Below are 19,817 nucleotides of genomic sequence, written 5' to 3'. Positions count from 1 at the left end.
TGTTACTCTCTGTTCATCGCCATAGTCGCGATTTAACGCTGACGTAAACTCAACGTTAACGAGTGGCTCTCATTGGGTTGCAGTGTTACGTAGTCATGCAGGGCATTGGCACTTTCCACGCAAAACATACGTTGCCATGCATCATGTGGAAATTGGCTTAAGCGTTTCGATTTTTCTACCCACGGATTCCAAACCACGGCACTCGCACTGTTACAGTTAAGTTCTAGCGTTTGTTCTGGCGTTACCAATGTTTGTAACGGGCCTGCAGTGTAAATGCGATCCGTTTCTTCGCTAAAGTGAATATCGCCTCGTTGTTGCTTCTCTGACCAGTCGTCTAGCGCATCAACATAGGCGAAGCCGTGAAATCCTTGCACGCGGGTTGCGCTAATATCGCTCGTGGGAAAATAGGTATGCAGCGCTTGAGAAAAGCTAACCGCTTGATCACCCGCTAGAGTAATTAAATTCACTGTTAAGCCTGATTTAGTAAAGGTAAATACAATTTTTGCTGTAGCGCCCCCAGACCAAACTTGGCTATCAACTTCTGGTAGCTCTAATGTGAGTTCAACCGCATCGCTTGATTCGTTGACTGCAGTTAGCTGCCAATCAACCGCACGCGCTATGCCGTGTGCAGGAGCTGAGTGCGGATCAAGAATAAACTCTTGAACCTTATCTGGGTTTCTATCTGGATTACCAAACCAAGGCCAGCACACGGGGATGCCGCCACGTACCGATACGCCTTTACGAAATTCTGCTGTTTCACTTAGCCATAACCAGTCGTTCTTATCATTGGGCTTAAAGCTGAGCAGATGTGCGCCTTGTAGCAATAGATCGGCGCTGAAAAATGGGTGTCGAACTTGGATGCAATCGAGCTCTCCGTACTGAACCTTCTTGGTAAACACCGTGCGTTGCAGAGTTTGTGTCAGGTGTGAGGATGTCATTATATGCTCCAGAGTTGGTCGATAGTCGTAGCTTACAGCAAAGGTGTTGGAGCAAGAAACCTGAGTTGATCCAATTATAAATGCGAGTAAGCTACTCGAAAATAGATTGTGGCCAATATGAATAAACACGCTTTAAAAGACGCCTTGCTAGCAGCACTAGACGCAGAGATCAACGCGGCGCTCTCGTCTGCGAGTACCGCGCATGCGACGGCCTCCGATGCTAATAATAAGCCAGAGAATAAGTACGATACCTTGGCTTTAGAGGCTGCCTATCTCGCTCATGGACAGTCGGAGCGCATACTCGAATTGCAGCAGCGTCGTATTCAACTCGCGCGCTGGCCGATTCCTGTTATCGAGCAAGACGACGTCATTCGCTTGGGCGCGTGCATTACTTTAATTGCTGATGATGATACTGAGCGCACCGTATTCATTGCACCGGTCGGTGGCCACCAAATAGAAAGCCATGGCATTAAGATACTTGTGGTAAGTCCTGATACGCCTTTGGCGAAAGTCTTGATCGGGAAGAGTTTAGATGATGAAGCGGCTTTAACCTTGAGTGGTCGTAAGCAAAATTGGCAAATCACAGACATCAATTAGACAGTTTGCATCTTCTTCAAAGTCTGGCATTATCGGACTACATCAAAATAGCACTACAATAGACAGCTATTTATCTTTTATACGGAAGTAAGGAAAGTACATGGAATGGTATATCGAAGCCCTATCAAAATACGCTGATTTTTCTGGTCGTTCACGTCGTAGAGAGTATTGGTATTTTCACTTATTTAATCTAATTATCTCCATTATTCTTTTCGGTATGAGTGTCTCTTTGGTCAATGTTACTGGCATTGCGGTGTTGGGTTTTTTGTATTTCCTTTATAGCTTATTTATTTTCATCCCATCGTTGGCGTTAATAGTACGACGCTTACACGATACCGGTAGAAGTGGTTGGTGGTTTCTTATTTTCCTCGTTCCTATTATTGGCGCGATTATCTTATTGATATTCACGGTTACGGATAGTAACGAAGGTGATAATAAATACGGTGCATCACCTAAATTATATTGAGGACGTAACATGACATACGAACGCATTATGGGTTTGAACGTTATTGATGATGCAGAATATCAAAAATATCGTGCAGGAATGGAACCTATTTTGAATTCGATGGGCGGTGCATTTGGCTTTGATTTTCGGGTATCGGAAGTGCTGCGTTCTAAGTCGGCTGATCCAATTAATCGAGTATTTACCATCGACTTCCCTAGCGAGGAGGTCATGAATCAGTTTTTTTCTCATCCTGATTACTTGATCTTGAAAGAACAGTATTTGGATCATGCGGTTAATAGTCGAACCATTATTTCTATGCATAAAAAAAGCGACTAAAAAGTCGCTTTTTTTATTGAGTGTGATTAGCTAATAAAGCTTTGCCAAGCCAGCAGTAAATCTTCTAGGTCATCTAAGCCACAGCCTGAGATAGACTCATCTTCATAGATGGTAAGTCCTTCTTCAGCATAATCTAGCCCGTCTTCTGTCGTCTGTTCATTGATTCCGTTATGCATTTCGCTGATATCGGCTTCATCGCGATTAAGGACCAACTGAAAGCGACGACTTTTTACTTCGTATTTTTCACGGGTTCCTGCCTTTAACTCGTCGATAATATCCAGTAGCTGCTGCAACTTAATAATATCAGTGCCGATTTCGCTATTAAGCCAGTTGGCGGTTGTTTCTTGGCCCATATCCAAACTTAACGACGGGTGGCCGTGGTCATCATAGGTAAACTCGTAATCCATGCTGTGTGCTCAATAATTCGCGTTGAAAAGGTCTAGCGGGAAGGACTAAGCCCCTTATTTGCTTAGCAAATAAGGGGCTTTAATTAGGTTTAAATACGTATTTCTATTAATCAGTCTTCCGATACGTCTTCGCCACCGGCCAACGGCCAGCCGCCTAAATCTTTATAACGATTGACGATAAAGCAAAATAATTCAGCCGTTTTGAACGTATCGTAAGCAGCGCTATGAGCAGCACTATTATCGAAATCAATGCCTGCAGTAATACAGGATTTAGCCAGTACGGTTTGCCCAAGCGAAATTGCCGCAATAGACGCTGTATCGAACGATGAAAACGGATGAAATGGATCGCGCTTAATATCGTTACGGGCAATCGCTGCGCGCAAGAAACCATGATCGAAATGGGCATTGTGACCTACCAATACGGCACGGTTACAACCGGCGGCTTTTACTTCGCGGCGAATCACCTGGAACATTTCAGTTAGCGCTTCGATTTCGAACTCTGCATCACGTTCAGGGTCGAACGGATCAATACCGGTAAAATCCAATGCTTCCTTTTCTAAGTTAGCACCATCGAACGGGTGAATATTCGCACTTAACGTTTCGTTTGGGTGCAAATAGCCATCATCATCCATGCGCAAGGTCACCATTGCGATTTCCAATAGGGCATCAGTGTCGGCATTAAAACCACCGGTTTCCACATCAACCACCACAGGTAAAAATCCGCGGAAGCGTTGCGCCATCGGTGACTTTTCTTGCTTATCTTCAGTACCGCTCATGTGTTGCCCTTACTATTAGTCGAGTTTCCAGCGCAATGTTTCACCCGCGCGCAGTGGAATAATTACATCATTGCCAAATGGCATTTCAGACGGTGCTAGCCACGATTCTTTTACTAGCGTGATGGTATCTTGGTTTCGAGGCAGACCGTAATAATCGGGGCCGTAATGGCTCGCAAAGCCTTCGAGTTTATCCAGTGCACCTAAGTCTTCAAAAATCTCTGCATACAATTCAATCGCAGCATAGGCACTAAAACAACCGGCGCAGCCGCACGCAGACTCTTTCGCGCCTTTGGCATGTGGAGCGCTGTCTGTACCCAAAAAGAACTTATTGCTACCACTAACAACCGCATCTTGCAGAGCTTGCTGGTGGATGTTGCGCTTCAAAATAGGTAAGCAGAATAGGTGAGGGCGAATACCACCCACTAACATATGGTTGCGGTTATACGCCAAATGCTGCGGCGTAATCGTGGCAGCAACGTTAGTGCCTTGGCTAAGGACAAATTCCGCGGCTTCTTTGGTGGTGATGTGCTCAACCACTACTTTGAGTTTAGGATGACGACTCATCAGTGGCGCCAAAATCGTATCGAGGAATTCTTTTTCGCGATCAAAAATATCAACGTGGTTTTGGGTAACTTCACCATGCACCAGTAAACGGATATCGCATTCGGTGAGCACGTCGGCTAGCTCATCCAGCTTGCCTAAATCAGTAACACCCGACGCTGAGTTGGTGGTTGCGCCAGCGGGATAAAGTTTAACAGCAACAATATGACCAGCCGCTTTGGCTGCGCGAATCATATCGGGTGTGGTTTTATCGGTAAGATACAACACCATCAGCGGATCAAACGTTGAACCTTTTGGCGCCTGCGCCAAGATGCGCGCGCGATACTCCAGCGCTTGCTCGGCGTTCATAACGGGTGGGTTAAGGTTCGGCATAATGATGGCGCGCTGCATTACCCGAGCGGTTGCGGGCACGGTGTGCTGTAACACAGCGCCATCGCGAACATGCAAATGCCAGTCATCGGGGCGGGTAATGGTCAGACGTTCCGTCATAGAGTAGTAACCTTGGCTAGAATGAAAATAGACGCCCAAGTGAATAATGGCTTGCGACGTGTGGATTGAGGGCATTGTACCGAATTTGTGGCGAAAGCACGGCATACCGGTTTAATTTTTCTTAGCTTTGGCCGATAACCTCACTAATAACCGAATACAGGACGCCATGACGTTGAACTTCAATCGGCCATTTCTAGCCATGATCACGCTTATTCTCTGGGCTGCCAAAGTCTCATCTGGCCCAGCGTTGAGCTATGGCGGCAATGTGGATACCACCATGTGGATGCTCAGTGGATCGGTATTCGAATGCCGCTTTGAGCAACCGATTCCTGATTACGGCCGTGCCGTGTTTAATCATACCGCGGGCGAAGACGTCACTTTTCAGCTAGAAACCAATCGTAATCTAATGGCCTATAGTAAGGCGCAAATCAGCTTGAATCCGCCCCCGTGGCAGCCATCAGGACCGAGTGAATCGCTGGGCTCGGCTGCCATTGTGAAAGATCAACCTAACTTAAGCCTAGATGCCGAACGCACCAATCAGTTTTTACACGCCTTACTCGAAGGCAAATGGCCGACCATTACCCACAAAACCTTCTACGACCAAGATCGTTTTGTACAAGTGCATGTGTCAGCGATTCGATTTGATAAATACTATCAAGACTATATTCGCTGCGTTAATCAGCTGTTGCCGATGAATTTTGAGCAAGTCGCACGCTCAAAAGTACACTTTAAAATAGGGCAGAGCGAGATCGATCCGAAAGACACCGACATGCTCAATCGCATTGTGTTTTATATAAAACACGACCCGCGCGTATTTGCCGTGTATCTCGATGGCCACTCCGACAATATTGGTCGCCGCTACGACAACCGCCAAACCTCGAAGCTGCGGGTCGAAAGTGTAGAGCGCTATTTTATTAAGCAGGGTATTAGCCCAGATATGATCACCACCCGTTTTCACGGCGATCGCTACCCTGTAGCCGATAACAGAACCGCCAAAGGTCGTGCCGAAAACCGCCGAGTGACCATTCGTCTAGAGTTGCGCGAAGACATGCCCATCCCCGACGACCTATTGTTCAAACTGCCAGAAGACGCCACCGTTTTGCCACGTTAAGCCAGTAACAGCCCCAGTCAGCGTGCCATTTGAGCCGTATAAATAACGCTCACTTGGCGTAAGGCCTCGCAATCAGTACAATATGCCCCCTTTGAATTCCTCGCGTTGGCCAACTTAGTTGATCAGCGCCGTTAACCATCCTGGAGATACCCATGTCAGACATCAAAAAAGTGGTGCTGGCGTATTCCGGCGGCCTAGACACCTCCGTAATCGCTAAGTGGCTACAAACTGAATACAACTGTGAAGTAGTAACCTTTACGGCAGACTTGGGTCAGGGCGAAGAAGTTGAACCAGCACGCGCAAAAGCTGAAGCACTGGGCATTAAAGAAATCTTCATCGACGACCTACGTGAAGAATTCGCTCGCGACTTCGTATTCCCAATGTTCCGCGCTAACACCATCTATGAAGGTGAGTATCTGCTAGGTACATCGATCGCGCGTCCATTAATCGCCAAGCGTTTGATCGAAATCGCTAACGAAACTGGTGCAGATGCCATTGCTCACGGTGCGACCGGCAAAGGTAACGACCAAGTACGTTTTGAACTGGGTGCCTATGCACTGAAGCCAGGCGTAAAAGTGATTGCTCCTTGGCGCGAGTGGGACTTAACGTCTCGTGAAACCTTGATGGCCTACTGCGCAGAGCACGACATCAAAGTAGAAAACAAAGCCGGTAAGAAATCGCCATACTCAATGGATGCTAACCTGCTGCACATCTCTTACGAAGGCGACATCCTAGAAAACCCATGGAACGAACCAGAAGAAGACATGTGGTTGTGGTCTGTTTCACCTGAGAATGCGCCGGACGAAGCAGCCTACATCACACTAACTTTCAAAAATGGCGACCCTGTAGCCATCGACGGCGTTGATAAATCACCAGCGACCATCATGGAAGAACTGAACAAGCTTGCTGGCGCACACGGCATTGGCCGCGTCGACATCGTAGAAAACCGCTACGTCGGCATGAAAGCCCGTGGCTGTTACGAAACCCCAGCCGGTACGGTATTGCTAAAAGCACACCGTGCGATTGAATCCATTACACTGGATCGCGAAGCAGCTCACCTAAAAGACGAACTGATGCCACGTTACGCTAACCTGATTTACAACGGTTACTGGTGGTCACCAGAGCGCAAAATGCTGCAAGCCGCCATCGACGAAACCCAAGACGTGGTTAACGGCGACGTGCGCGTGAAACTGTATAAAGGCAACGTGATTGTTGTTGGCCGTCGTTCAGACGATACCTTGTTCGACGAAAAAATCGCCACCTTCGAAGACGATGCTGGCGCTTACGACCAGAAAGACGCAGCAGGCTTTATTAAGCTAAACGCATTGCGTTTACGCACTGCCGCGAAAAAAGGCCGTAGCTTTTTGAAGTAAGATTCAAAAGGTTAAAGCATAAAAAAACCCGCTGCGGCGGGTTTTTTTATGGGTGTTGTTTGGAATAGCGAGTTAAGTAGGCGGTTAAATTTGCATTAATATTAGTAAATATAAGTTTTTATCTAATTTTAATTTTTAATATCTATTATTTTGAGTTAGCATGTTTGTAATACATGGAGGTGTTGATGTTCTCGATTGAGTGGACGAAAACAGCTGTAAAGGAACTGCGGAAGATTCAGCCTGAAAAACAACGTACGGCGATCTTCAAGGCTGTAGACGAATTAAGTGAATGCCCAACAACGGCAACAAATGTGAAAGCACTGAAAGGTCATAAGGCTGGTTATCGCCTGAGGGTAGGCCGATATCGCGTTTTGTTCGATCTAGATGAAGGTGTACGAGTCATAACGATTCAAGAGGTGAGAAAACGAGATGAGCGAACATACTGAAGCCAGGATTAAAACCGAAGCTCAGATTATTAGAGATAGTAGTGGTAAACCTTTGTACGCCGTAGTGCCTTATGATGAATACCAAGCACTTGTTGAAGCTGATGCTCACGTCACTGTTCCTCATGAGGTTGTAGGTCTTATGATTGAAAAAGGTCTAAGTCCTATGGCTGCGTGGCGCAAATACCGAGGATTATCTCAAGTGCAGATGTCAGAAAAATTAGGCGTTACTCAAGGAGCCATTGCTCAGGCAGAGAAGTTCGGAAATAAACCTCATATAGAAACTCTAAGAGCCTGGGCTCGTGCGTTAGATTGTGATGTTGCCCAGTTGACGGAATAGGGTCCGAGTTACGATTAAATAATCGATAGATTTGTAGTTTATATACAGTATATTTTTACTAAAGCAGCAATATAGGCACACTTTACAAATTCAGTTGCACGCTTTGACCCTGAGTGCTAGCTTATTTCCCATCAAATCAGCCAGTTACAAACTTGGTTTACAAGTTAGTGTGCCAAGAGAACTGAAATAGTGTGCTGGCACACTTCCACAGAATGGATTGCAGATGTAATGGAGTATTTCCCTTTTAAATCAATAATTTATGATGCTGGTGGAACTTTGTCAAAACCGGCAAAGTGTGCCGGCATACTATTACGCTGTTAAGCGGGAAGGAGTAATAAGCAGTGCAACATAGAATTTTTGAATGGGAAGAAATTGCCCAGAATTATTACAGTGGTTCATTGCTGCTAGGCAATGGCGCCAGTATGGCTGTTGATGGACGCTTTGGATATACGTCTCTTATCGATCATGCACGTGAGCATGGTCTTCTCACTAATGATATTCACCGACTATTTGATTTTTTTCAGACCTCGGACTTCGAGCTTGTGTTGCGCCTAGTATGGCAAGCTTCTAATGTTAATCGCTCTCTAGCTATTCCCGACGAAAGAACACACGCAGCTTATGTAAGGGTGCGTGAGTGCCTTATCCAGTCAGTAAGGAATGTTCATCCTGAGTATCAGGAAATTTCAGAGGATATACCTGCTATCTATGCTTTCTTGAAACATTTCAGGACAGTGGTTTCTCTGAATTATGATCTGATACTTTACTGGGCCATTATGTATGGTATAGACGTGCGTGATCGTCATGCATTAAAAGACTGTTTTGTTAATGGCCAATTTTACGAGGATTGGCGTCGTTTGCGCGATCCAATCTATGGAGATGCATCGACAACTCTTGCGTTTTACCCTCATGGTAGCTTAGTTCTCTCGCGTAATAACATTGAGTCAGAGTACAAAGTAACAGGCAATGGGAATAGCCTGCTTGAAGCAATACTTCAAGCCTGGCAATCCGAATCAGTGGTACCTTTATTCGTTAGTGAAGGTACATCTCAGCAAAAAATAAATTCAATACGCAGTAGTAGTTATCTAAATACAGTTTACAGAGAAGTTCTCACTTCTTTGGAGCCCTCGTTGGTTATATATGGATGGGGTTTTTGGGAGCAAGACCTTTATATTCTTCAGCGTATTGCTTCATCTCAAATTCGCCATGTTGCTGTTTCGGTGCATGGAAATGATCAAGTCTACTGTAATAGGGTGAGTCATACGATCCAGAACACTCTTGGCGCTAATGTTCAAATACGCTTTTTCCGAAGCAACAGTCCTGGCGCATGGAATAATGTCGCTTAACAAGTTGCTGCACTCGGAAAAATTACTCGCTGCGCTCGCAATTTTCCGGTGAGCCGGGCGTTAGATTGTCTGTATTAACTAGGCGGAATCAATTAGGTATTAATATAAAAGCGATCAATATGGACAAATTGAAGGCGATTAACTGGCCAAGCCTCGTAGCAGGCAAGCACTCATGGATTGACGATCATTTCAAAGTCCACTCCGTTCTTGACGACAAGAAAACCGTCTGTCGATTCTTCTCTCTGGACTTTTCAGGTACTCAGCAAGAGATTCTCTCTCTAACCGAGTCACTGAGTGAATCAATCGAACACTATGTTTTTGATGAGAAGCAGCTTGCGAGCTTTCATAAAGAAGGTAAGGTTCCATTCCAAAAAGCAATGAAATTTTTCGGAAAGACAAATCCAGATATGGATGGTAAGTACGGAGAACTACTCCTATACCTTTTAACAGAAAAATTTCTCCAGACACCTCTTGTGAGTCACAAACTATCTCTTATTACAAATACGAACGATCAAGTCAAAGGCGGCGATGGTATTTTTTTTGGTGACTATAAAGGTGAATTGGCTATTTTAATTGGGGAATCCAAGATTCATCAAGGAGCTGCTGGGGCCATGGAAGACGCGTTAGAGTCACTGGATAGATTTTACGACAACTATAGTTCCGGTCAACTAGGACATGAAATGTTCATTGCTCGGTCAAATATTTCAGAGAATTTTTCATCACTAGATGATGCCGAGAGCCTTTATCAAGCATTTACTCCGGGTACTAAACAGTACAAAGGTTGCGTCAAGGCGCACCCTGTTCTTCTTGTTTTCGAATCAAGTAAAATTAGTACTATCGAAGAGAAGGCCAAGAATAAAGACGAAGCAGAGCAGATGTTCAGCGACTGGCTAACTGGCAGGTCAAAAGAGATACAAAAACTTCTAGGTGATAAATTAAACAAATACTCAGAGCTCAAGAAGGTATACATCGATGTATTTCTTATACCATTGACTAATGTATCTAAGTTCAAACACGCGCTCTATAGAGAAATTCACGGCATAGACTATGTATCAAATGAAAAATAAATAATATGACGCAGATATATTCTCAAGCAGCAAATCATGAAGATTTTATTCGAGTGTTTGACAAGCTATTGGAAAAGCTATTTCTCGAGGATAAAGTAGCAGATAATGTACAGGTTGATCTTGATAATGAAGAGATCAAAAAAGCTACCTGGCTCGCTTCGATAGCTGCTCTTAGTGACGATGATAAAGAGCGCAATATGGCAAATGCTTTTGGAGCGCTGCTCCACCTGACCGATAGAGAAAATGAAATATACAAACGTGCGTGCTATATCTTGCAATCAAGAGCTGGAAACCTTATTACCAGCAGCCATATACCCAAACTCTTCCATAAAGAAAACACACTCAGCGATTATGGAACGCTACTAAATTTTGAACTGGCGGCACACAGAGCACTGCTAGAACACGAATTCTCCGATGACACAAAGATCTTTTTCACTGAGTTTCAGAAAAAGCTTTGGGAGTCTCTTAACTCTGGAGAGAACATAGCTATTTCTGCCCCAACATCAGCGGGTAAATCTTTCATAATTAAGAAATATATTCTGGAGCTGGTACAAGGTGGCGCGAAGAATATCGTTTTCATTGTGCCAACAAAAGCGCTGATAAATCAAGTGAGCAACGCGCTAAAGAGCCAGTTCCACGAAAAAGCGCACGTATATACGACCTACATAGCTAATGAAGAAGATGATCTGGCCACTATCTATGTGCTGACGCCAGAGAGATGTTTGAAACTTCTACAAGACAAAAATATAACGCCACCAGAATTAATATTCATGGATGAAGTACATAATATTGAAGCTGGTTCGAGAGGGGTTATATTTGAGAACATCTTATATAGAGTAACCTCTACTTGGGCTTCTACCCAACTTGTCGTCGCAGGGCCATTCATAAGCTCACTTTCAGATAGTATTAAGAAAATCTGTAATATCTCTATTATTGATCATCAAACACTATCCTCTCCAGTGTTTCAGGTTCGGTCGGCACTTACTTTTTTTCCGAGCAAAAAAATAGCCCAATACAAAATATCAAGCCCAACTCAACGAATTATCTCAGGTGAGATTAAGTTGAAAAAATCACTGTATTCGAAGATAAAAACAAACAAAGGGGAGGCGCTAGAGGTTATTGCAGATATGTTTTCTCCTGAGGATCATAATATTTATTATGCTCCGAAGAAAAACCTTTCAGAGAAATGGGCAAGCAAAATCGCTCCTGTTATCGCCTCAAAGAACCCAAAAATTATCGAGGCGGCCGACTCTAGAGTTAAGGATCTAATCGATTTCTTATCTGAAGAAGTGCATCCAGATTACTCACTCATCCGAACTCTTAGGCTTGGAGTTGCATATCACCATGCAGGGCTTCCAGATATTGCAAGGCAAGAAGTAGAGGAGCTATATTCGGAATCTATTATCAAGAATATTGTTTGCACATCCACTTTGCTACAAGGTGTGAACTTGCCAGCAGACAGACTCATTGTCATAAGTCCTAAAGTGAATTCACAGGATATGCCTGCCTTTGACTTTCTTAATCTTCTTGGTCGCGCAGGCAGAGCCAATACTAAACTTTATGGTGAAATCTACTGTATTGATGTTGTTGATGATGAATGGGGAAGCAAGAAACTTGAAGCTGACGTAAACAAAACTGTTGATACATCTTCAAACCTTTTCCTTCAGAAAAATGAAGATTATCTATCAGTTATTGCCGATATGTCAGGAGATCAGATACGCGAAATGACAGGTGATAAAGATATTTACGGCAACCTATCTTACTTAAGGTCAATATTTAAAACTGACAGAAATCACTTCGACAGGATTCTATCAAGCTCAGGGATTTCATCAGAAAACGTCGAAATCTTTTCTAAAAAAATAGAATCTATGTACAACGGTATAACTATACCTCAAGAACTTATAGCCAAAAATCCGTTTATTGATCCTATCTTGCAAAACAAGCTTTTCGAAGCGATTCAATCGGAAGGGGCAGGAAACTGGCTGATAAGCAAGAAGCCCATGACAAAAGGTGGTAGTGATCTAGATTATGTGGCGTTCCAAGAAAAAAGCTATTACTTTCAGCTATGGAGTGTTTTCGATAGGCTCAATGAAATTTTCAATATCGAATATGAGCTCAATAGTAATGGCTATGCGAACGACAATTACATCAACATAGGAAGACTTGTAAGGGATGCACACCGTTGGATGACTGGAAAAAAGCATAAATTCTTCATTCTTGATCTCATTGGTGAAAACAATAATGATGAGGCAGAAGTCGATAAGGCTGCGAGGCGAGTTACTAGTCACATCAGTACTAACCTAACTTTCATTGCCGTTAAGTACCTGATGCTCTGGTCTGACATGATTTCGTACTTTTTGAGCGACGAAAAAATTGAAGAGAATGCCTATATTCTAAACCTGCATTCTATGCTCGAAATGGGGAGCTACGACCCTGTTGTTCTAGAGTTAATGAGCTGCGGAATAAACAGGTCTGTAGCACTTTCAATCTCTAGCAAGGTCAAGATGATCGATGCTTCTGCAGAAAAAGCGCTAGCCATCATCGATAAAGACAAACTTCCGAACATCTTTAAAAGGCACTTGATGAAGGCTGGATATTAGTTGGCCAAATACTGTATTACTCAATCTAACAAAGCCAAGCAGCATCGCGCACTCCGTGCGCTGGACCTCGCTACGCTCGGCCGCTGTTGGCAGCGTTATAAATATTTGAAACTATGAAGTACCTGAAACAAGTTCTATTCTTCGCGACTTTATTGGTGTTTGGCCTATGGGGTTTTGCCTTCCTTGTTGATGCTATCAATAAGCATGTAGACTACGCCGCCACTGGGATTATTGAAGATTCGTTAGCTTCGAATGCTGCATATGACTTGGATACACTAAGTAAAATTAAGGAGTTATTAGCACGCGGAGAGGTTGAAGAGGCAAATGCTATCATCGACCAGCAAGTTGAGCTCAAGATGGAAATGCTAAAAGCTTGTGTGTCGGAAGCCTGTATCAACCTCAGGGATAGTCGAAATGTGCGATGATATTTATAACAAATGGCCGTTGATGCCACTGAAAAGCGTGGCGGGACGCGCAAAAAGCGCGCGCCCTAAGGCCGGGCGTTATGCGCTAAGAGGTACTGATGACCTGTAGTTACAAATTGACAGAATCTGAAGTCGTGAACGCGATGAAGCTAAACGGAAGAGGCTCCGATAAAACATTGGTGGTACTTGTGGTTATTGGGCTGCTGTTGGTTTTAGTTGGTGCTTTTACCGAGTACAAGACAATGGGGTTTGGTGGTGTTGTTGGTGGGGTAATTGGTTATTTTTCTGTTCTGTTCTTATTGATACCTTTCAACGCCAAGAAACAGTATCGCCAACTCAGGGCGCTAAGAACTGAAATCACCATGCATTTATTGGAGCAAGGAATCAATTTCAAAAGTGAATCGGGAGAAAGTAATTTACGTTGGTCTGATATTCACAAATGGAAGTATGGTAAAGGCATCTATCTCCTGTATACAACGAGCAATATGTTCCATATGGTGCCGTCACGGGCGCTTTCAAATGAAAGTGAATTTAGTAAATTGCTTGGTGAGCATCTTGGTCCTAGAAGCGCATAACAAGCGGCTTCACCGGACAAATGATCTTCCCCCGCTTTAAGAATAAATAAGACAGTCAAGATAAGAGAGTAGCCGGCAATTTACTCTTTTAAATTTTCGCGACAAGATTTTATTGGTGCTGTAGGAGTATGCGGCGGACTTTTCGGTGATATTGCTTAAAATTCGCGATTTTTAGGCGAGATTAAATCTCAGAAGGCTTCTGAATTAGGATGGGGAGTGTTGAATCAGATTGTCGAGGTTACGAAAGCCTTAATTTGCAGGCTTGAATTCCCGCTGTTCGTCGTCGTTCTTTTTGTTTGTCCCAGAAGCAGCTGATTTTTGATTTCACTTCATTGACGGCACCAACAACACCCTTGAATTCAGATTCAAAATTCTGGGTAATATAGAGCCAGTGTTCGGCGTCAATACCTAATCGATTCATAATTGCAGGTTCAGCTTCAGAAATGGAGCCTCGTTTATTTTCTCTGATTTGGCGGCCAGTCCAGTCAACTAATTCCAAGTAGTCCGTCAGGCGCATTGGTATGCCCTCAGGCATATCCTGTTTAGGGTTTCCGGCAAAGTTGAGAAGTTCAGGTACTTGTTGCTGGGGATGGTTGGGGGAGTAGGCTTCTTTTGCTTTCTCAGCACGTTTTTTCACCGATGTATGCTTAGATTCTTCCGGTGTCTTTGCCATGGCTGCGCGCACTGGATTTAAATCGACGTAGGCCATGCATGCGGCTAGAGCTTTTTCATCCAGCAAGGCTTGGGATTTAAATCGGCCTTCCCAGAAATGACCCGTGCACTCATCTTCATCATTTGCTAAGCGCGCGATTGTTTCGTTCAATCGACGCATAAACCAACTAATGCTCATTAGTCGTGAGCGCCACTCTTCGATATTTCGTCGTAGTAATATCCATTGGTCTTCGCGGAGATCTTCGCCACGCTCAAACTGTTGTGAAACGAGGGTGCCTTTATATAACTGATGCCAGCGTTGAACGACTTCAATGTCGGTTAACCCTTTAGACTTGGCTTGGTTTATATGAAGTACGGCGTGGAAGTGATTCGACATTACTGCGTAGGCAGCGATATCAATACAGTAGACCTTGGCTTGTTCTAGCAATAAATGCTCAATCCACCCGCGCCTATGTTCGAAACTACGACCCTCATTGTCAGTCCCGCATAAGAATGCACGCCTTACACAGCGCGAAACGCAGTGGTAGTAGGGTGTGGCTTCGAGTGATATGAGTTCTTTTCTTGGTTTAGGCATCCTAGCCTCCTGCAACTTGCTTCGTATTTTCAAACTAGCGGTATTGACGTTCCTGATCAATCGGGCATTCTTCTTAGGATGACTGTCCGTACACGCAGAAAATTCATGTGTCCGTTTTATCGGGGCAAGATCATCCTTCGGGCTGTACGTGCTAACGCGCGCCGCTGCTTTGGGCGCTAAGTTTCATAGGTTACTACGATGATTCGAAATTACATATTTGCTTTTGCCTTCCTAATAACTCCGCTAATAGCTCAATCTAGTGAATCCGAAGATTGGGGAGGTTTAGAGGTGAATGTTTTTGAGGTAGATCTAACTCTGGTACCTAAAGGTGTATTCGACTTTGCTGGCGAAGATTATCTAAAAGCAAACGAAAAAGCCGTTGTAGTCTCGGCAATAAGTCCTAACCAAGCTCTAAAAAATGGTCTTATTGGTAAATTAGTTTTGGGGGTACTCGATCCAAACTCAAAAAAAATCTCAGAGCGCACCTTTATTCAAAACCAAGAATTTCGGTTATTAGTACAACAACTAGCAGCAATTGGCGATGAACCTGGGCTAAAAGAATACATAAGCACTCAAAACCCTGAATTTGTTGCAGCAATAGATCAACGAACAGCTAATCCTATGGGTAACGTCCCCAATGAGGATATTATCGGTTTTTACATCATCAAGAACGGAAAAATCGATTCATTTAATCAAAACAAAAACTATAAACTAGTGACTAAAGATGGTGTTGCTAAGTTCACGCCGGGCGTTGTAAAACAATTGCAGGAGCTTATTAATCGTGCAAGTGAAATTTAGTAAACGGCTCCATCGGACAAATGTTCGCTGTCACTATTTTGCGTGGGCACGCAGGAGTTCCGCTATGAAATCTTTTTCGGTTAGCTGAGCGTTACACACTCTTATGAATTATCAATGCTGCTATTGTAAAGAAGAATTTCCTGCCATCGAGGCGATTGATGGGTATCAGGAAGGCTACAAAGTTGGATTTCTCTGCCCTAAGTGCGGGAAAAATATCCAAGATAATCCAATGAATGAAGAGTGGGTTTTTTCTAGTAACTCATCAAAAATATTTTTCGTTATCTTTGTGGGTTACTTTCTTCTAGCGTGGATATTTCTAGAGGTTTCTGGGCTTAATACTTGGGTAGATTACGCTGCTGTTTTAGGCGGGGTGATTCCATTTTTAATTTATGGCCATATAAAATATCCCAAAGATATGTACTCACCAACTATTGGAACTAAGCCGGTGAAGTAGTGCATTTCTTTGCATATTGAACACGGCTTTATTTCTTTCTTCTGAGATATGCAATCACATTTTACTCAGATTACACGAGAAATAAGTGATCAGTCTTGTGAGCGAGCTGTGCTGCAAGAACGAGTCGAGGAAGCCATAACTAAAGAGGGTATAATGCAGACCGTCGTCATAATGACCATAAAAACCGATATCAGAGAATAATAAATGTCTCTTAAAGAGCCGCCAGAGTACTCCCTTGTTGATGATTTCGTGGCACCTGCATGCAGTGATTTTGTTGAGATTTTGTATCAGGACGACGATATTCTATTGATCAACAAACCGAGTGGTCTGCTGAGTTTGTCGGGTAAAAATCCCCTGAATTGGGATTCCGTGCACTATCGGTTAGTCCACGGCCAAGAGGAGATGAGTCCTGCATTCCCTCATGCCAAATTACCGCATCGACTAGATTTTGGTACATCCGGCATTATGGTGGTGGGCTTGAATGCGCAGGCGGCGCAGCATCTCAATAAGCAGTTTCATGCTGGTACTGTACGCAAGCGTTATATTGCCGTGTTGGATGGTTGGCTCGCAGAAGATCACGGGCAGATCTGCGCAGCGATAGCGAAGGATAAAACTCAGTTTCCTCGGGTTAAAATATGCGACAGCAAGGGTAAGGTAGCAATCAGCGACTACGTGGTTTTGCAGCGCCTAGAGCGACCGCGTCGCAGCCTAGTACAGTTTTCTCCGGTTACTGGGCGTACACATCAGTTACGGATTCATAGCCAGCTGATAGGGCATCCCATACTTGGCTGTGATTTGTATAACAATGATCACAGTCAGCAGATGGCGGACAGGCTGCAACTGCATGCCAGCGATTTGTATTTTAAGCATCCTACCAGTGGCGAACACTGTCATGGGAAAAGTGCTTGCCAATTTAGCTAATATTAGCGAGTAACCTTCTGTTATTGGTAAGCCATTGGTTGTTAGCTTAGCCCTGTAGCTCAATTTTGAAGGTTGGTATTTACGGCAGTTTGGTTACTCGGTCGGGTTAATACACTCGCTGCGCTCAGGATTGAATTTACAACGAATCTTACGAGCAATGCGTAACATAGTTGCATCGTAATAACCCTCATCCCGCAAAGCTATTCGTACTTCACGAGTGGCTTCGCTTAATTTCTCGGTCTCACTATCAGGCGTTTCTATCCAAAAATCTTCAGGAACTAGAGCCATTTCCTTATCGACACGGGCGGAATAGTTATCAAATTTTAATAGAAAATCTTCGCGTAGCATTTGTGCTAAAGGATCTGGAAATAACTCGGAACGACCAATGAACTGCATGGTCGACTGAGATATAGGATTGCGTAATACACCGGTGTCAGAACTGATTTGACCACTCCCCATAACGAGATAAGCAATGGCAGGAGATAGCATAGAAACGACGTTGTTATCGGCATAGCTTTGCACGTTCGCCATCATGTCGCCTTCCACTGGAACAGCGCCGAACTTTTTAGTCAGTGCTCTCATTCCCGGTTCGACGGTTTGAACTGCAACGCGTTTGTTTTTAATACTGGATAGCGATTTAAACGATTTATCATCCATAAATGCATAGTTTCCACCAATGGTTGCAACACCCATGACCGTATATTGTCCATCGGACATAAAGCGGTTCATTTTGGGGCTGGTAAATACCTGCATTAGTAGCTGTAAATGCTTACGTTCGGGCAATGCTCCGACCGCCTCAATCGTGCCTGAGAATTTATTAAACTCCATCGCTACTGCACCACGAATTAAAATGGCGTCGCAGGTCGTTTCCGTTTTGAAATTTTGAACTAGTTCTCGTTCATTATTAAAAATGGAAACTTCCAAATCCATTCCATAGTGAAGCGATCTGAGCGCTTGATCTTCAACTGTATTGGCAATAGGTCCAGACTTTCCAAGAGGGTCTCATATGCAGATATGTCGTGTAATGCGTCCATTTGTAGTGAGGTGACTATAGAGCGTCTTGAGTGCTTTTATTCGCTTTTCTAACGGTATGTTCTGATTCATTACCGTAGCTTCGAGCCTAGCATTCTTTGCGGACGAATCATTACTACCAAGTGATGATTCGTCAGCAGCCCAAGTAACAGAGTTGCACATTAAAACTAAAACATATGCCAGAATAATTTTGGTGGTCATATTGTATCCATTATTATTATTTTCGGTCTTATATGGCCAAGCTAATGGCAGCCAACGATTGCGCTTTATCGGTGCTTTTAATCATCCGGTAGAGGATACCTTTTTGATTAGATTAGAGAAGACAGACGCGGGAATATGTCTTGGTTTGGTACATCTTCGACCCATACTGTTACAAAAGTCAGTTGGCGAATTCGTTTTTTATCGATAATCCCTGATGACTTAATCGGCAAAAAGAATTGTGGTTAGGCAGGCGACACGATTAGTCGCGGCCATATTTAACCGATCTTCAGCCGTTTTCTAACGAGATATGTATTCGGGATGATTATTAATTTCTTATTATTTGATTAAGAGTGATTATTTTATTTAGATTTGGGTTGGTATTCTTTCCCCAATGATTCCTCTAAGACTTTATCGAAGGCGGTCCAGTAATGTACTTCGTCTCCGACTGGTACAAGCCAGTCAGCCACCGCTCGGCGATAGCCGCGGGAATGTAGAACATGGTCCAGTATGGTATTGATGGATTTTATAGCCATTTTTCCTTCTGCTGAATTGGTGCAACCGATAGCACCCAGTATGTAGTCACCTCGTGTTTCTTTTATCGGAATAAAACGTAATTGATTTGGATAATCACCTTCATCCACATAGTGGTTCAGCACAAACTCATATTCGATAAGAATATCAAAACGTCCTTCGCTTAACATAGTAAGGACGCCTTCGGTTTCCGTTGAACCGGAACGGGTGTTGAGTACGACGTTGTCGTTATACTTGGTTAACAACTTGTCGATTTTAGTGCTGTAGGTTCTTCCTGCTATATGACCGAGCGAAACTTTATGCTCACTAATAAGGTCTTCTAAAGATACAGTTCCATCAGCATTAATTGGCAAACTTTCGGCAAATTTATTCGTCGTTATGATGCCGTGCGGCATATACATAGCGTTGGGGCTAGAAAGGATATATTGATCGTTTATTGGGGTTTCGTAGATCATGGTTGCAAAGCACAATGGGCTGTATTCTGCCCATGTATGTTCCAGTCGGCTGAGTGGAACGAGAAAAGTTCGATGATGATACTCAGGTAAGTTTCGTTCGATTATGGTTTGTATTTGGTCGCCAAAGCCATTCTGGCAATTACCTTTGGCAATATAAAAAGGCGGGGCATCATTTTTCACCCAAGTAATGGTTTTCTGTTCGATGTTCTCACTTTCAGCCGTATAGCCTGTTAGTGTATAAAATGCGCTAAAAAATGCCAATATACTGATGCCTATTGGGTTCCTGAACATCTTATGTCCCTTGAGTTCGTTAGTTACTTGAGGTTATGTCAAGGTTCATGACAGTGTCAATT

The 19,817-nt window shown here is 43.7% G+C and carries 22 protein-coding genes; 15 read left to right on the top strand and 7 right to left on the bottom strand.

Going from position 1 to position 19,817, the window contains the following annotated elements; genetic code table 11:
- Window positions 1-32: 32 nt before the first annotated feature.
- Window positions 33-938 carry a D-hexose-6-phosphate mutarotase gene (locus tag TOL_RS11585; protein ID WP_015487521.1) on the bottom strand — a complete coding sequence of 302 codons (906 nt, stop codon included), beginning with the start codon at window positions 936-938 and terminating at the stop codon, window positions 33-35.
- Between the two features lie 117 nt (window positions 939-1,055).
- On the opposite strand from TOL_RS11585, the gene TOL_RS11580 reads away from it, so the two are divergent.
- The 3 genes from TOL_RS11580 to TOL_RS11570 all read left to right on the top strand — a co-directional run bounded on the left by TOL_RS11580 (window position 1,056) and on the right by TOL_RS11570 (window position 2,316).
- Window positions 1,056-1,535 carry a GreA/GreB family elongation factor gene (locus TOL_RS11580; protein ID WP_015487520.1) on the top strand — a complete coding sequence of 160 codons (480 nt, stop codon included), beginning with the start codon at window positions 1,056-1,058 and terminating at the stop codon, window positions 1,533-1,535.
- Between the two features lie 100 nt (window positions 1,536-1,635).
- Window positions 1,636-2,001 (top strand): DUF805 domain-containing protein, encoded by a 366-nt coding sequence (locus TOL_RS11575; protein WP_015487519.1) that lies wholly within the window; start codon window positions 1,636-1,638, stop codon window positions 1,999-2,001.
- 9 nt (window positions 2,002-2,010) lie between these two features.
- Complete coding sequence (locus TOL_RS11570; protein ID WP_015487518.1) at window positions 2,011-2,316, top strand: DUF1330 domain-containing protein; 306 nt, start codon at window positions 2,011-2,013, stop codon at window positions 2,314-2,316.
- A gap of 26 nt (window positions 2,317-2,342) precedes the next feature.
- Here TOL_RS11570 and TOL_RS11565 read toward each other — a convergent pair whose 3' ends face one another.
- The 3 genes from TOL_RS11565 to pyrC all read right to left on the bottom strand — a co-directional run bounded on the left by TOL_RS11565 (window position 2,343) and on the right by pyrC (window position 4,549).
- On the bottom strand, window positions 2,343-2,723 hold the full coding sequence (locus tag TOL_RS11565) for a YacL family protein (RefSeq protein ID WP_015487517.1): 381 nt from the start codon (window positions 2,721-2,723) through the stop codon (window positions 2,343-2,345).
- A 110-nt stretch (window positions 2,724-2,833) separates the two neighbouring features.
- Window positions 2,834-3,499, bottom strand: coding sequence for a ribonuclease T (gene rnt / locus TOL_RS11560; RefSeq protein WP_015487516.1), 666 nt, complete (start codon window positions 3,497-3,499; stop codon window positions 2,834-2,836).
- Between the two features lie 15 nt (window positions 3,500-3,514).
- Complete coding sequence (gene pyrC / locus TOL_RS11555) at window positions 3,515-4,549, bottom strand: dihydroorotase (RefSeq protein WP_015487515.1); 1,035 nt, start codon at window positions 4,547-4,549, stop codon at window positions 3,515-3,517.
- Between the two features lie 166 nt (window positions 4,550-4,715).
- Here pyrC and TOL_RS11550 point away from each other — a divergent pair, with 166 nt between their 5' ends.
- The 9 genes from TOL_RS11550 to TOL_RS11510 all read left to right on the top strand — a co-directional run bounded on the left by TOL_RS11550 (window position 4,716) and on the right by TOL_RS11510 (window position 13,826).
- Window positions 4,716-5,660, top strand: a complete 945-nt coding sequence (locus TOL_RS11550) for a flagellar protein MotY (protein WP_015487514.1) — start codon at window positions 4,716-4,718, stop codon at window positions 5,658-5,660.
- A 152-nt stretch (window positions 5,661-5,812) separates the two neighbouring features.
- Window positions 5,813-7,033, top strand: a complete 1,221-nt coding sequence (locus TOL_RS11545; RefSeq protein ID WP_015487513.1) for an argininosuccinate synthase — start codon at window positions 5,813-5,815, stop codon at window positions 7,031-7,033.
- Window positions 7,034-7,218: 185 nt separating this feature from the next.
- Window positions 7,219-7,479 (top strand): type II toxin-antitoxin system RelE family toxin, encoded by a 261-nt coding sequence (locus tag TOL_RS11540; protein WP_015487512.1) that lies wholly within the window; start codon window positions 7,219-7,221, stop codon window positions 7,477-7,479.
- On the top strand, window positions 7,463-7,816 hold the full coding sequence (locus TOL_RS11535) for a helix-turn-helix domain-containing protein (RefSeq protein ID WP_015487511.1): 354 nt from the start codon (window positions 7,463-7,465) through the stop codon (window positions 7,814-7,816). Before TOL_RS11540 ends, TOL_RS11535 begins: the two co-directional genes overlap by 17 nt.
- A 341-nt stretch (window positions 7,817-8,157) precedes the next feature.
- Complete coding sequence (locus tag TOL_RS11530; protein WP_015487510.1) at window positions 8,158-9,159, top strand: DUF4917 family protein; 1,002 nt, start codon at window positions 8,158-8,160, stop codon at window positions 9,157-9,159.
- A gap of 119 nt (window positions 9,160-9,278) precedes the next feature.
- Window positions 9,279-10,226, top strand: coding sequence for a Hachiman antiphage defense system protein HamA (locus TOL_RS11525; RefSeq protein WP_015487509.1), 948 nt, complete (start codon window positions 9,279-9,281; stop codon window positions 10,224-10,226).
- A 5-nt stretch (window positions 10,227-10,231) separates the two neighbouring features.
- A complete protein-coding gene (locus TOL_RS11520; RefSeq protein WP_015487508.1) occupies window positions 10,232-12,826 on the top strand; it encodes a DEAD/DEAH box helicase in 2,595 nt (864 codons plus the stop codon).
- Window positions 12,827-12,939: 113 nt separating this feature from the next.
- A complete protein-coding gene (locus TOL_RS11515; RefSeq protein ID WP_015487507.1) occupies window positions 12,940-13,251 on the top strand; it encodes a hypothetical protein in 312 nt (103 codons plus the stop codon).
- A gap of 116 nt (window positions 13,252-13,367) precedes the next feature.
- A complete protein-coding gene (locus TOL_RS11510; RefSeq protein WP_158505921.1) occupies window positions 13,368-13,826 on the top strand; it encodes a YcxB family protein in 459 nt (152 codons plus the stop codon).
- A 238-nt stretch (window positions 13,827-14,064) separates the two neighbouring features.
- On the opposite strand, the gene TOL_RS11505 is transcribed toward TOL_RS11510, so the two are convergent.
- Window positions 14,065-15,072: a transposase gene (locus TOL_RS11505; protein WP_015487504.1), complete on the bottom strand. Its 1,008-nt coding sequence runs from the start codon at window positions 15,070-15,072 to the stop codon at window positions 14,065-14,067.
- Window positions 15,073-15,270: 198 nt separating this feature from the next.
- Here TOL_RS11505 and TOL_RS11500 point away from each other — a divergent pair, with 198 nt between their 5' ends.
- The 3 genes from TOL_RS11500 to TOL_RS11490 all read left to right on the top strand — a co-directional run bounded on the left by TOL_RS11500 (window position 15,271) and on the right by TOL_RS11490 (window position 17,245).
- Window positions 15,271-15,870 (top strand): hypothetical protein, encoded by a 600-nt coding sequence (locus TOL_RS11500; RefSeq protein WP_015487503.1) that lies wholly within the window; start codon window positions 15,271-15,273, stop codon window positions 15,868-15,870.
- Window positions 15,871-15,973: 103 nt separating this feature from the next.
- On the top strand, window positions 15,974-16,324 hold the full coding sequence (locus tag TOL_RS11495) for a hypothetical protein (protein ID WP_015487502.1): 351 nt from the start codon (window positions 15,974-15,976) through the stop codon (window positions 16,322-16,324).
- Between the two features lie 204 nt (window positions 16,325-16,528).
- Window positions 16,529-17,245 carry an RluA family pseudouridine synthase gene (locus tag TOL_RS11490; RefSeq protein WP_015487501.1) on the top strand — a complete coding sequence of 239 codons (717 nt, stop codon included), beginning with the start codon at window positions 16,529-16,531 and terminating at the stop codon, window positions 17,243-17,245.
- A 93-nt stretch (window positions 17,246-17,338) separates the two neighbouring features.
- Here the strand turns inward: TOL_RS11490 and TOL_RS11485 are convergent, their stop codons facing one another.
- Complete coding sequence (locus tag TOL_RS11485) at window positions 17,339-18,175, bottom strand: putative solute-binding protein (protein WP_015487500.1); 837 nt, start codon at window positions 18,173-18,175, stop codon at window positions 17,339-17,341.
- Window positions 18,176-18,837: 662 nt separating this feature from the next.
- Window positions 18,838-19,755: a TIGR02285 family protein gene (locus tag TOL_RS11475; RefSeq protein WP_015487498.1), complete on the bottom strand. Its 918-nt coding sequence runs from the start codon at window positions 19,753-19,755 to the stop codon at window positions 18,838-18,840.
- Between the last annotated feature and the right edge of the window lie 62 nt (window positions 19,756-19,817).

This window comes from Thalassolituus oleivorans MIL-1 (assembly GCF_000355675.1).
Classification (GTDB): domain Bacteria; phylum Pseudomonadota; class Gammaproteobacteria; order Pseudomonadales; family Oceanobacteraceae; genus Thalassolituus; species Thalassolituus oleivorans.
The sequence above is the reverse complement of the archived record's forward strand: the minus strand, read 5'-3'. Positions and strand labels throughout refer to the sequence as shown.